This window comes from Arthrobacter sp. 10N43, assembly GCF_056394525.1.
In genome coordinates this window covers 1-12,494 of sequence record NZ_JBFTIA010000007.1, presented here as the reverse complement: position 1 = coordinate 12,494, position 12,494 = coordinate 1, and the positions used below count along the sequence as shown (strand labels likewise).

At 65.8% G+C, this 12,494-nt stretch carries 10 protein-coding genes and 1 tRNA gene; 2 read left to right on the top strand and 9 right to left on the bottom strand.

Annotated features, from left to right (window positions below; all coding sequences use genetic code 11):
- Positions 1-160: 160 nt before the first annotated feature.
- Positions 161-415 (bottom strand): cell division protein CrgA, encoded by a 255-nt coding sequence (locus tag AC1DDO_RS14875; protein WP_390201411.1) that lies wholly within the window; start codon positions 413-415, stop codon positions 161-163.
- 476 nt (positions 416-891) lie between these two features.
- On the opposite strand from AC1DDO_RS14875, the gene AC1DDO_RS14870 reads away from it, so the two are divergent.
- Positions 892-1,533, top strand: coding sequence for an anthranilate synthase component II (locus tag AC1DDO_RS14870; RefSeq protein ID WP_028278232.1), 642 nt, complete (start codon positions 892-894; stop codon positions 1,531-1,533).
- Between the two features lie 62 nt (positions 1,534-1,595).
- Here the strand turns inward: AC1DDO_RS14870 and pknB are convergent, their stop codons facing one another.
- From pknB to AC1DDO_RS14835, 7 genes are read right to left on the bottom strand one after another with little or no spacing between them, the layout of a single operon-like run.
- Positions 1,596-3,569, bottom strand: a complete 1,974-nt coding sequence (gene pknB, locus AC1DDO_RS14865; RefSeq protein ID WP_476972181.1) for a Stk1 family PASTA domain-containing Ser/Thr kinase — start codon at positions 3,567-3,569, stop codon at positions 1,596-1,598.
- Between the two features lie 6 nt (positions 3,570-3,575).
- On the bottom strand, positions 3,576-5,417 hold the full coding sequence (locus AC1DDO_RS14860; RefSeq protein WP_441409150.1) for a protein kinase domain-containing protein: 1,842 nt from the start codon (positions 5,415-5,417) through the stop codon (positions 3,576-3,578).
- Positions 5,414-6,871, bottom strand: coding sequence for a peptidoglycan D,D-transpeptidase FtsI family protein (locus tag AC1DDO_RS14855; RefSeq protein WP_441409149.1), 1,458 nt, complete (start codon positions 6,869-6,871; stop codon positions 5,414-5,416). The genes AC1DDO_RS14860 and AC1DDO_RS14855 overlap by 4 nt, the downstream gene beginning before the upstream one ends.
- A complete protein-coding gene (locus AC1DDO_RS14850) occupies positions 6,868-8,313 on the bottom strand; it encodes an FtsW/RodA/SpoVE family cell cycle protein (protein WP_476867830.1) in 1,446 nt (481 codons plus the stop codon). Before AC1DDO_RS14850 ends, AC1DDO_RS14855 begins: the two co-directional genes overlap by 4 nt.
- Positions 8,310-10,085, bottom strand: coding sequence for a PP2C family protein-serine/threonine phosphatase (locus AC1DDO_RS14845; RefSeq protein ID WP_476972180.1), 1,776 nt, complete (start codon positions 10,083-10,085; stop codon positions 8,310-8,312). The genes AC1DDO_RS14850 and AC1DDO_RS14845 overlap by 4 nt, the downstream gene beginning before the upstream one ends.
- Positions 10,086-10,087: 2 nt before the next feature.
- A complete protein-coding gene (locus AC1DDO_RS14840; protein WP_441409146.1) occupies positions 10,088-10,570 on the bottom strand; it encodes an FHA domain-containing protein FhaB/FipA in 483 nt (160 codons plus the stop codon).
- Positions 10,567-11,319 (bottom strand): FhaA domain-containing protein, encoded by a 753-nt coding sequence (locus AC1DDO_RS14835; protein WP_476972179.1) that lies wholly within the window; start codon positions 11,317-11,319, stop codon positions 10,567-10,569. Before AC1DDO_RS14835 ends, AC1DDO_RS14840 begins: the two co-directional genes overlap by 4 nt.
- Before the next feature lie 385 nt (positions 11,320-11,704).
- Between AC1DDO_RS14835 and AC1DDO_RS14830 the strand changes: the two genes are divergently transcribed.
- Positions 11,705-11,787, top strand: a tRNA-Leu gene (locus tag AC1DDO_RS14830).
- A 194-nt stretch (positions 11,788-11,981) separates the two neighbouring features.
- On the opposite strand, the gene AC1DDO_RS14825 is transcribed toward AC1DDO_RS14830, so the two are convergent.
- The coding region (locus AC1DDO_RS14825) for an alpha/beta fold hydrolase (protein WP_476972178.1) at positions 11,982-12,494 on the bottom strand (513 nt) is incomplete at its 5' end.

The window sequence follows — 12,494 nt, the reverse complement described above, 5'->3', positions numbered from 1 at the left end:
GCCTCTCCCAGCATTATCGGTCACAAAGACCTCGCCGGTCGGCGCCGGACGACCGGCCGCCGGAGCGCCGGGAACGCCGGGAGCAGCGCCGGTTTAACGCTGACGGGCCGGCACACAGTGTGTGCCGGCCCGTCAGGGAATTGCGTCGCTGGGACTTGGTTCAGGAACGCCAGCGTGTGGTCATCAGGAAGCCGATGATCGCGATGCCGAAACCGGCCACGATGTTCCACGAGGCCCATGCCTGCACCGGGAAGGCGCCCTCGGTGATGTAGAACGTGATAATCCACAGCAGGCCAATGATCATCAAGCCAAACATGACGGGCTTGAACCAGACCGGGTTGGGCTTGTAGGCCTGCGCAGCAGAAGTCTGCGGCGCCACACGGGCAGTCCTCTTACGCGGCTTCGACTCGGGCACTGATCCTCCTTGGCGGGCTGGAACAAGAGCGGCAGCGTTGCTTGATATCCTGCAGGAACTGAGCCCCGGCGGCCAACACGCTCTTGGTCGAGTTTGAATTCTTTTGTCGCACAATTCTAGCTGTAGTTCAGGCCGCACCGTCGGACCCCGCATCCGCCCCCAAGGAGAACCCGCACTGCCCCGGGACCGGATCTACGTCCAGACCCGCGAAGGCTATTATGTCTACGTGTTCAGGAACAGCCTGATAGTCCTCTCCTCGCGGACGGATGTGCTGTTGACGGTGCCGACGCGGCCGGGGGCGGCTGATGGATGTATGCCTGGCTTTTCCGCCGCCTTACCGGCCCCTTGCGGCTCAAGATTGCGACTGCGCTGGTGCTGGCGGCCGGAGCACTGGTATTGATGGTTCAGTTCCTTTTTCCCTGGCTGGCGCAATTCACCCAGTTAACAGATTCAACGATTGGTTCAGCAAAGCACCCATGAGCACAACCAAGATCTTGGTCGTAGACAACTACGACAGCTTTGTCTACACCCTGGTGGGCTATCTCCAGGAGCTCGGTGCGGAGACCACCGTGGTCCGCAACGACGACGTCACGCTCGCCGAGGCGATCGAAATGGCCGAGGCACGCGACGGGGTCCTCATCTCTCCCGGTCCGGGGAACCCTGCAGGGGCCGGGGTCTGCATTGAGCTGATCAAGTGGTGCGGCAGCCATGACAAACCCATGCTGGGAGTGTGTCTTGGCCACCAGGCGCTGGCAGAGGCCTACGGCGGAACGGTCACGCACGCTCCCGAGCTGATGCACGGCAAGACCTCGCTGGTTGAACACCACGGAACCAGTGTGTTTGCCGGGCTCCCCTCGCCCCTCACGGCCACGAGGTACCATTCACTGGCCGCTGTCCGGGAGAGCATCCCGGAGGTCCTGGAGATCACCGCGGAAACGGGCACGGGTGTTGTGATGGGCCTGCAGCACCGCACCGCGCCGCTGTGCGGTGTGCAGTTCCACCCGGAGTCTGTCCTGACCGAGGGCGGCTATCAGATGCTGGGCAACTGGCTTGAGTCGCTCGGCATGGCCGGCGCCGCCGAACGGGCAGCGGACCTAAGCCCGCTCATCAAGCACTGATCCAGTAGATACAGCACAGCCGGCGCAGCGGTAGGAGGCCCGGCCGCGCTGCCCCGCCCGGATCAGGGGAACAGCCCGCCCAGGACCGCTTCCTCCTTGGACGTGGTCTTGCTCGGAGTCGGCGTGGGAGATGGCGGGGGCGGCGGTGCAGGTGCCTTCGCCACCGTCACGGTGATGGTTTTGCCCTGCTCCACGAGCGAATCCGCGGCGTCGGCCTGGCCGGTGACCTTTCCCGGTCCGACCTGCGAATTTTCCACCTCTGTGGCGTTGAGCTTCAGCCCTTGCTCTTTCAGCTTGGCCTCGGCCTCCGCCAGCGGCAGGCCGATCACCTGCGGCACCGCAACCTTTCCGGTGGACACGACGATTTCAACGGCATCGGCTACGGCCACTACCTGGCCCGGGGCCGGATTCGTGGTGATGACGATGCCGACCGGGACCGTGGGGTTGTTGGACATCTTGGTGATGAGGGAACCGGTCAGTCCCGTTTGGTGCAGGAGATCGCGGGCCGCCGCCTCCGTCCGGCCGGGCAGGTCGGTGGGGATGGTGATGGCGCTGGGCCCCTCGGAAATGTTCAGGATGATGTCCGAGTTGGCGTCCATCGAGCTTCCCGACGTCGGCACCGTACCGATGGCGGTGCCCTTCGGGATGGTCTGGTGCTGCAGCCGGCTGAGTTGCGGCTTGAACCCGGCGTTGTAGAGCCTTTGCAGGGCCTCTGATTCCGTCAAGGACGTCACGGTGGGCACCAGGACCTTGGTTGCCTGCGGCGGGGCCTGGTTGGTGAGGCTGTATAGCCACAGACCGCCCCCGGCCAGCACCAGCAGTGTAAGGACCACCAACGTCGCGATCCAGGTGCGGCGGCGGGACTTTTGGCCCGGCGTGTGGTCGCGTTCGGCCGGCAGCGCCAAGGGCAGGCTTCCGGTGTCCGCGGTGCCATACAGCTCGGTGTCGGCGGGTAGCAGGAACGGATCCTCGTCCGGTGCTTCTTCCTCCGCGGGCCGCAGCCTGCCGCCGGGGGTATCGTCGAGGAACTTGGCCCCGGTCAGGGAGAATACCGACGTGGGTGCCGAAGCGTCGTGCCGGGGAACGGCGTTCGTGGGGTCGGTAGGGGCCTCACTGGCGGTCGGCGCGGCCACGGGGACCCCGCTGCGGGCGGCCCGCAGGGCACGGCGGAAAGCGGCTGCGTCCTGGAACCGGTCCGCCCGGTTCTTCTGCAGGGCCTTCATCAGCACACTGTCCAGCGCCGCGGAGACTTCAGGGTTGAGGCTGCTGGCCGGTTCGGGGATCTCACGGACGTGCTGGTACGCCACGGAGACCGGGCTGTCCCCAATAAAGGGGGGCCGGCCGGTCAGCATTTCATACAGGAGGCATCCGGCGGAGTAGAGATCGCTGCGCGCGTCAACGGCCTCGCCCCGCGCCTGTTCCGGGGACAGGTACTGGGCGGTACCAACCACGGCCTGCGTCTGCGTCATGGTGGCCGACGAGTCAGCGATGGCACGGGCGATCCCGAAGTCCATGACCTTGATGCTGTTCGAATCCGGGCAGAACATTACGTTGGCGGGCTTGATGTCGCGGTGCACAATCCCAGCCTTGTGGCTGTAATCCAGCGCGGAAAGCACGCCCAGCGTGAAATCGATCGACTGGTCGATCGTGACGTCCTTGGCCCTGACCATGTCCCGGATGGTCTTGCCGGAAACGTATTCCATCACGATGTACGGCACCCGGACGCTGTCGTCGTGGTCACCGGGGACCGCATGGTCCCCGGTGTCGAAGACAGCCACAATCGAGTGATGGTTGAGCGCGGCGACAGCCTGGGCCTCGCGCTTGAACCGTGCCTGGAACTGGGGATCCCTCGCCAGGTCCGGACGAAGCAGCTTGACGGCGACAGTGCGTCCCAGCCTCGTGTCGACGCCGCGGAACACGTCCGCCATGCCGCCTCGGCCGATCAGTTCACCCAGCTCATAGCGCCCACTGAGGACGCGCTGCGTGTTCACAGGGCGATCCTCCCTGTGCGACGGTGTGCGGGGTGTATTGCTCATGATTGCTTAGGGTCCGGACTTGGTAGGGGAAGGAGTTGTGGCCGAGGCCTTGGCGAGATGATAGGTCACGACGCTGCCGGAGGCCACCTTGCTCCCCGAAGGAGGCTCCGAGCTTACGAAAGTGCCCGGATCTTCGTTCTTGTTCGTGGGACTGACGTCGGCTCCCTTGGCCCAGCGAAGCCCGGCATTCTGGATGGCCTGCTGGACCTCACCCTCGCTTGCGCCGGCCTTGATGGACGGAACGGAAACCATTTCCGGGCCCTTGGAGTAGCTCACGGTGATGGTGGTCCCGGGCTGGACCGGACCGGACGGGTCAATATTGGTGACCGTGCCAGGTGTCGCGTCGTTGACCACCTCGGCGCCGGTGACTTGCAAGCCCTTGCCGATCAGCTCATTGCGGACCTCGTTGTACGGCCGCCCAAGGTAGGCGTCCGGGATCAGGTTGATGGCAGCCGGCGTGGACTCCGTGGGTGTCGCGGAGCTGGCGCTGGGAGTTGGAGTCTCCGACGGCGACGCGGAGGACGCCGTCGGAGTGGCGCTGCTCGGCCTCGCGGAGGTGGAGATGGCGCCGGTCGTGGCCGGTGCCTGCGAAGGGAAGAGATTGCCGGCCTGGCTCAGCACCACACCGGCGAGCACGAACACGACCAGCAGGATCAGGGCAATCAGAGGCCAGGTCCACGGGCTTCGGCCGCGGCGCTTCGGCGCCTCCTCCGGCTCGTCGTCGTAGTCTTCCTGTTCCTCATCCTGCGCCCAGCTGCGCTCGGCCGCCAGGGCATCTGCGCGGTTGAGCGCGTTGCGCGCGCCGTAGCCACTGGCGGCGGCAGCACCGGCCGCCAGGCCAGCCGCCGCACCCGCGCCGGCCGCGCCGACGACGGGCAGCGCAGACGTTGCCGACCTCGACTTGTCCTCCGCGGCGCTGGAACCGATGACGCTGGTTGCTGCCGTGGGGACATCCACGGGGGCCGTGATGGGTCCGGTGGCCGCCTCGAAGAGCAACATGCCCGGCACTGCCGCGTGCGCGGCGGGGATGTCACCGTTGCGGATGGCCTCGGCTGCCTCGGACAGCTTGATGGCGTCAGCCGGGCGGTTCTTCGGATCCTTGGCCAGCATGGACATCAGCAGGGCGCGGACGGGCCTGGGCAGTGTGTCAGGCAGCGGCGGCGGCGCGTCGTTGACCTGGGCCAGGGCGATGGCGATCTGGGATTCCCCGGAGAACGGCCGGTGGCCCGTGAGGCACTCGTAGCCGATCACGCCAAGGGAGTAGATGTCCGAGGCTCCGGTGGCGGTCTGGCCCGTGGCCTGTTCCGGTGCCAGGTACTGGGCGGTGCCCATGACCTGTCCGGTCTGGGTCAGCGGAACCTGGTCGGCCAGGCGGGCGATGCCGAAGTCGGTGACCTTGACCCGGCCGTCCGGGGTGATGAGCAGGTTCCCGGGTTTGATGTCGCGGTGCACGAGGCCCTGGGCGTGGGCGACGGCCAGGGCACGGGCTGTCTGCGCGATCATCGAGAGGGTCCGGTCGGGGGACAGCACCTGCTCGTGCTCGATGATGCTGCTCAGCGGCTGCCCCGGAACCAGTTCCATGACGAGGTAGGCAGAACCCTCCTCTTCGCCGTAGTCGAAGACGTTGGCGATGCCCACGTGGTTCAGGAGTGCGGTATGGCGGGCCTCGGCGCGGAAGCGCTGCAGGAATCCGGGATCACCCGTGTATTCCTCCTTGAGCACCTTGATGGCGACGATGCGGCCAAGGATCAGGTCTTTGGCTTTCCAGACTTCTCCCATGCCGCCGATCGCTATGCGCGTGGTCAGCTGGAATCTGCCGCCGAGGGTGATTCCCGAAGTAGGCCTCACTTATTCAACACCGCCTCAAAAATCTTCTTCGCGTTCGGACTGGTTAGGTTTGCGCCAGTGGTGATGTCTACGCCTTCCATGACGATGGTGACAGCCACTTGCGGGTCATTTGCCGGGGCAAACCCGGTAAACCATGAGTTGTTCAGGCCGTTGCCGAGTTCGGCGGTACCGGTCTTGCCGGCCACCTGCACCCCGGGCACGGCTGCCCTCTTGGCGATGCCGTCGTCGACGACGCTGACCATCCACTCGTTGATCTGCCGTGCGATCTCCGGGCTCGTGGCGGTGCGCAGGGCCTGGGGCTTCGGCTCGCTGATCGCCCGGAGGTCCGGCGCGCGGACGGCCTTGATCAGGTTCGGCTGCATCTGCACACCGTCGTTGGCGATCGCGGCCGTCATCGTGTTGATCTGCAGCGGTGTGGCGCGGACGTCGCGCTGCCCGATCGAGGACTGCGCCAGTCCGGCCTCGTCCAGCGGCTCGGTCGGGAAGAAGCTCGGCGCGCTGTCCAGCTTGAGTTGGCCGCCGAAGTCCTGGCCGAAGCCGAATTTCTCCGCCTGGTCGGCGATGGACTTCTGTCCCAGGTCCCGGGCGATGCTGGCGAACGGGGTGTTGCAGGACTGCTGCAGGGCAAAGGCGAACGACGCCGTGCTGCGGGTGTAGCAGTTTCCTCCCGCGTAGTTGGGGAGCTTGTAGTCGATGCCCGGGAACGACATTTCCGCCGGGTTGGGCAGGACGCTGTCCTTGTTGTACTTGCCCGAGTTGAGCGCCGCGGCCGTGTCGATGAGTTTGAACACCGAGCCGGGCGCCAGCAATGCGCCCGTGGGTCCGCTGACGTTCTGGTTCAGGTTGATCCCGGGAACCTGGTTCAGCTGGGTGTAGTTGGCCTGTTCGGCAGCTGCATCCTGGGTGGCAATCAGGTTGGGGTCATAGGAGGGTTTGGAGACCATGGCCAGGATTGCGCCGGTCTTCGGGTTGGTCACCACGATGGACCCGCGCTGGCCGTCCGGAATCAGGTCGTAGGCAAGCTTCTGGATCTTGGGGTCCAGTGTCAGCTCCACGGACGCTCCCTTGGGCTGGTTGCCGAGGAACAACTGGCCCACGCGGTCCAGGAACTGCTGGTCCGAGCTGCCGGCCAGCTCATCGTTCATCGACTTCTCAAGCCCGGTGAGGCCGTAGTTCTTCGAGAAGTAACCGGTGATGCCGGCGTAGAGCTCAGGCTGGGAGTAGGTCCGCTGGAATTTGCAGCTCTCCGTGGCAGGCACGGACTCGGCCACCGGGGTGCCGCCGACAATGATTGCGCCGCGGTCGTTGCAGTAATTCTGCAAGATGGCGCGCCTGTTCCAGGCGTTGGCTTTGAGCTCGTCGGCGCCAACCACCTGTACATAGCTGAGCGCGCCGAAGACCAGCACGAACATCGCGATCGCGGCGATCCATGAATTGCGGATGGCCTGGTTCACAGCTGTTTCACCGCCTCAGTGGGTGCGTCGGGACTGGTTTGGGGGGCAGGTGCCGGTTTGGACGGAATTGCGGGGAGTTTCCTGCCGGCGTCTGTTCCCTGGCCGGGCGGCAGCGGCGTCGTGTCCACCGGACCTCGTGCAGAGTGCGAAATCATCAGCAGCAAGCCCACAATGATCCAGTTCGCCAGGAGCGAGGACCCGCCGGCGGCGAGGAACGGTGTGGTGAGTCCGGTCAGCGGGATCAGTCGGGTCACGCCGCCGATCACCACGAAGCACTGCAGCGCGATCGCGAAGGAGAGCCCGGTCGCGAGCAGCTTGCCGAACGCGTCGCGGGTGCCCAGCGCGGCGCGGAAGCCCCGGGTGAACAGCAGCAGGTACATCAGCACGATCGCGAAGACGCCGATCAGCCCGAGTTCTTCACCGAAGGAGGCGATGATCATGTCGCTGTTGGCGAAGGGGACAAGGTTCGGGCGGCCTTGGCCCAGGCCGGTGCCGACCAGGCCGCCGTTGGCCATGCCGAACAGGCCTTCGACAATTTGGAGGCTGCCGCCGAACTCCCGGCCGTAGACCTCAGGGGTGAAGGCGTTGAGCCAGCCGTCGATCCGGAGGGCCACGTGCGAGAACGCTTTGGCTGCCACGAAGCCGCCCACCACAATCAGGACGAGGCCGATGATGACCCAGCTGATGCGGCTCGTGGCGACATAGATCATGGCGAGAAACAGGCCGAAGAACAGGATCGAGGTGCCGAGGTCGCGCTGGAAGACCAGCACGCCGATGCTCACGAGCCAGGCGGTGATCATGGGGCCCATGTCCTTGAACCGCGGGAACTGCAGCGGGCCGATCTTGCGGCCGGCGAGCAGGATCAGGTCCCGGTTCGAGGACAGGTACCCGGCGAAGAAGATGGCCAGCGTGATCTTGGCTATTTCTCCCGGCTGGAAGGTGCTGGACCCGATCTTGATCCAGACGCTGGCGCCCAGGACTTCTCCGGCCGAAATGCCGGGAACGAGCGGCAGGATAAGGAGGACGGCGCTGACGGCCAGCGAAATGTAGGTGAAGCGCCGTAGGATCCGGTGATCCTTGAGGAACCAGATGACCGCGATCGCGACCGCCATGGCCACGACTGTCCAGCGCAGTTGGTTATTTCCGGTGTCCTCGCCCACCCGGTCTAGCCGGTGGATCATGGCCAGGCCCAGTCCGTTGAGGGCCACCACAAGGGGAAGTATTACCGGATCTGCATATTTCGCGCGGATCCGCAGCACGACATGGAAGGCGAGGGCGGCTGCTGCCAGCAGGCTGGACTGGAACCAGAAGTCGGTGTCGAACGCTTTCTGCCGGTCCACACCCACGAGGGCCTGGGCGCCGATCCCAACCGCGAGGGCCAGCACCAGAAGGACCAGCTCCACGTTTCGTCTTGGCTTGGGCACGGGGTCGATGGCTGTCATTTGGCCCCCTCGCAATTCGTAGTCGGGGTGGCGGACGGCGACGGCTTGGCCGTTCCAGGGGAGGCCGTGGAACCTGGCGTCGCCGCGGGACTTGGCGTGGCTGTGGCGCCCGGGGATGGCGTGATGCCGGTGGCTGTTGCCGTTGGCGATGCCGTGAGGCACTCATCGGCCGGGGCGGTGGTGCCAGTGCGCTCGAGATTCTTGACGATCCGCTGCGCGTCGTAGAGATCTCGGGCGGGCACGGTCTGACGAACGCGCTGCTGGGAAAATTCGGGAAGATCGGACATCTTGATATCGGTCACCGCTTCAAGGGTGGAAAGCTGGATGGGCCCAAGGCGCTGGGAGACGCCGTTGAAGATGGCCACATGTTGATCGTGCTCGCCGATGTAGTAGCGGGTCTGGGTCCAGGCGTAGCCAAGCCACAGTCCGATGCCCAGCAGTGCGACAATCGCGGCGGCGATGGACACCGTGAGCCATCGGCGCGGGCGGCCGGTGGGCCTGTCCTCTTCAGTGTCCTCGCGGGCCTGTTCCGACTTGTGCGTCAGGACGGTGGCCGCGCGCCGGGCGACGGTGCGTCCGGCGATTGAAGGAATGGACCCCGAATCCGCTGCTGCCGCGGCGGCCCCGACGAGTTCGTGCGGGCGGGAGGAGAGTTCTTCACGCAGGACTTCGGCCGAGAGGTGTTCGCCCAGGTGCGGGTCGGTGGTGGTCTCAGGCTCTTTGTTTTCGGCAGCCTTCTCGGAGGCACCAGCCGGCGTGCCGTCGGCCGGAATGCCGGGGACAGGTTTGGCGGACGTCTGGGGCGTCGCAGCCCCGGAAGAAGCTCCGGCGGCACTGCCGGCGTCTTCCGGCTTTCCCGGCCCGGGGGACTTCGCGGCACCAATCGTGCTGCCGGTCGGCGGTGCGGCCGATGCCGCGGGCGACGATGCCGCCGCTGCCGCCGCTGCCGGCGCGGGGATGACGTCGACGGCGGCGGTCCGGACGTCGTCGCGCGTCTCTTCGGCGATGTCGAGCACCACCACAGTGACGTTGTCCGGGGCACCGGCCTCCAGGGTCAGGTCGATCAGGACCTCGGCGCATTCCGCGAGGTCCTTCGTCTCCCGTACCGTGCGTTCCACGACGTGGCCGGCCACGTAGTTCAGGCCGTCCGAGCACAGGAGCCAGCGTTCCCCGGCGTGGACGTCCAGTGTGTCAAGGTCCAGCTCCGGGCTGGCATCGACGTCCCCCAGCACGCGCATGAGGACGTTCTTGTGCGGATGCGTTTCGGCCTCTTCGGGGCGCAGCCGGCCTTCGTCGATCAGCCGCTGGACAAAGGTGTGGTCGATGCTGACCTGTTCAAACTCGCCATCGCGCAGGCGGTAGGCCCGGGAGTCGCCGATGTGGGCGAAGTGGAGCTTGCCTTCAGCGAGCAGCAGCGCTGTGACCGTGGTGCCCATCCCTGCCAGTTTGGGATTGACATGCACCAGCTCGGACAGCAGGGAGTTGGCCGTTTGGATCTCGTCCGCAAGGACGGTGCCCGCGTCGCCGTCGTAGTCGTCATGATCCAGGTGGATCATGTCCAGAACGGTCGCGGCGGAGGCGACGTCACCGCCGGCGTGGCCGCCCATGCCGTCGGCAACGACGGCGAGGTGCCGGCCAACGTAGGCGGAGTCGTCATTCTTGGCACGCACTCGGCCGACGTCTGATCGCGCGGCATAACGCATGATGAGCGGCCGCTTCGGGGAAGTTGTTTTGCCTTCGGCCCTGTCTGCGGGAATATCCGGGGCAGCCATGGCTACGGCCTCAATTCGATGACCGTCTTGCCGATTCTCACGGGGACGCTCAGCTCCACCGGGAGTGCCCGGGTCAGCTGCTGGTCTGCCAGGTATGTGCCATTAGTCGAGCCGAGGTCCTCGATGAACCAGCGGCTGCCCTGCGGAAACAGGCGGGCGTGGCGGCCCGAGGCGTAGTCGTCCTCCAGGACAAGGGTGGCCTCCTGCGCCCGGCCAAGGAGGATGGGGCTCGCCGCGAGGGGGATGGTGGTGCCCTTAAGCGGACCCTCGGTCACCACCAGCTGGCGGGCCTGCTGCTTGACGGGCGCGGGCGGGGGCTCGGCGAGGGCCGGATTCTTGCGGACCTGGCGCGCTGTGGGAGCCCCGGCGGCTGCCTTACGGCCGATCATCAGATCGCGGCGCATGGCGGAGACAATGCTGAAGATCAGCACCCATAGAAGGATAAGGAACCCGAAGCGCAGGGCCGTGATGGTCAGTTCGCTCATGCGCGGCCGCCTGTGTTGGCGGTCAGTAGGCGGAAGATGATTTTGGTCCGTCCCATCGTGATCGTGGCGCCGTCAGTAAGTTCCGAACTGCCCACGATCTTTTGGCCGTTGACATAGCTGCCGTTCGTGGAGCCGAGATCGATCGCCTGGGCTGTGCCCGGCCCCGTCCGGATTTCCAGGTGACGGCGCGAAACGCCGGTGTCGTCAATGAGGATGTCTGCTTCCGAGGAGCGCCCGAGGACGATCGAGGGCGCATTCAGCGAGTAGCGCTGACCGTCGATGTCCAATACGGGCTGCAGCTGTGCCGGCCGGCGCGTCGGAGCCGCCGGTAGGTTGCCTTGGCCGCCTGCCGGCTGGGCCGGGGCGGAAGGGGCGGTGGCTTTCTCGGTCCGCGACGTGATGTCGAAATTCCCGGCGCGGTGCTCTTCGTCGCGGCGGAAACTGATCCGGACCGGCCCCTGGAGGGTGTAACCCTGGCTGCGGACGTGGTTGATGACGACGTCGCACAGTTCTTCCGCCAGCGGTGTGCCCCATTCCTGGGCGCGCTGGAAGTCGTCACTGCTAAGAAGCACGTCAAAAACATTCGGGGCAAGGGTGCGTCCCGCGGCGATGGTGATGGCTTTGTTGTCCACCTCGCTGCGGAGTCGGCTTGCGATTTCGACAGGCTCAACCTGGGCGCGAGAACCGGTGGAGAAGACTCCGCGGACGGCCTTTTCGATGCCGCGCTCGACTTTGTCCAGCAATCCCATGGTCCCTCTCCTTTCCTGATGGCTGCGGGGCAGCGTTCGTTTCCGGAACTCGGTTTCCAGCTTTTGCGAGCCCGCGATCAGCAGACACTCTTACATCAGATACTACTGGGCGTGTCTGGGAATGGCCTCAACGCGCACCGCCGGGCGGCCGCCCAAATGGGGGCATACCGCGCCCTGACGTGCGCGGACATCCCCCGCCCGGCCCTGTCGGAGCTGCCCGACGTAACGTTCGGCAACCGGGCCCGCCTGGCTGGGAAGCGACCGTGATCCGGGGCCGCTCTGGCTCGATTGGTGTTTTCCGGCAATTGTCCGTTATGCTTGATCTCGCTGCTTTTACGAGGTTGGCGGTCCGGGAAATCGGACCTATCCGAGTGGAAGAAGTTGCGCGCGAGTGGCGGAACGGCAGACGCGCTGGCTTCAGGTGCCAGTGTCCGAAAGGGCGTGGGGGTTCAAATCCCCCCTCGCGCACGCATCAGGACCCCGGGAAATCAACGATTTCCCGGGGTCCTTTTTTGTCTTTACCCACGCCAGAGGCCTGTTCGCCCACACGACTCCCGACACGCGACCGCGCGCTGTGGGGCCCGACCGGACCCGCGTCATGAGTCAGCCTGTGTTTCTAGGGCCCACCCGGTCCACCGAATTCAACGACGAGCGGGACCACCTCACTCCGTCAGCCTGCCGAGCTCATGCTCTGCCTCGATGAGCATTGCGGCAAGGCGCCCTGGGTTCGTGAGGTGTACCATGTGCCCCTCGTCCAGGGTCAGGACGGGGATCCCCTGGGACCGTAAGTCGATGGCGGTGTCATCGAAGAACTGCCCGCGGGCGCAGTGCACAAAGACGATTCGCACGGTGCTCAGATCTCCTGCCTCGTCGGGAAGCTTTTTGTCGACGGCCTTCCACAGCATGGGTGTGAGCAGCGGCGCGGCCCACTCCCGTACCTGCGGGTCCTCGACTCCGAGTGCCTCGAGCGGGAATGGCGCAAACAGCCATGGACGCTCGGGCAGAGCCAGGCTCGCAAAGGCGTCCCGGAGCGACGGCAAGATGTCCAGGGCGGACTGCCCCGGCTTTGGGACGAATGCATCCACATACACGATCCCCGCGATCCGCTCCGGAACACGGCCTGCGACACCGGCCACCACCATTCCGCCGTAGCTGTGCCCCACCAGGACGACATC

Excerpts from the sequence above, each read along its gene's own strand:
- AC1DDO_RS14870 (WP_028278232.1), top strand. The coding sequence starts at position 892 with ATGAGCACAACCAAGATCTTGGTCGTAGACAACTACGACAGCTTTGTC.
- pknB (WP_476972181.1), bottom strand. The coding sequence starts at position 3,569 with ATGAGCAATACACCCCGCACACCGTCGCACAGGGAGGATCGCCCTGTG.
- AC1DDO_RS14850 (WP_476867830.1), bottom strand. The coding sequence starts at position 8,313 with ATGACAGCCATCGACCCCGTGCCCAAGCCAAGACGAAACGTGGAGCTG.
- AC1DDO_RS14845 (WP_476972180.1), bottom strand. The coding sequence starts at position 10,085 with ATGGCTGCCCCGGATATTCCCGCAGACAGGGCCGAAGGCAAAACAACT.
- AC1DDO_RS14840 (WP_441409146.1), bottom strand. The coding sequence starts at position 10,570 with ATGAGCGAACTGACCATCACGGCCCTGCGCTTCGGGTTCCTTATCCTT.
- AC1DDO_RS14835 (WP_476972179.1), bottom strand. The coding sequence starts at position 11,319 with ATGGGATTGCTGGACAAAGTCGAGCGCGGCATCGAAAAGGCCGTCCGC.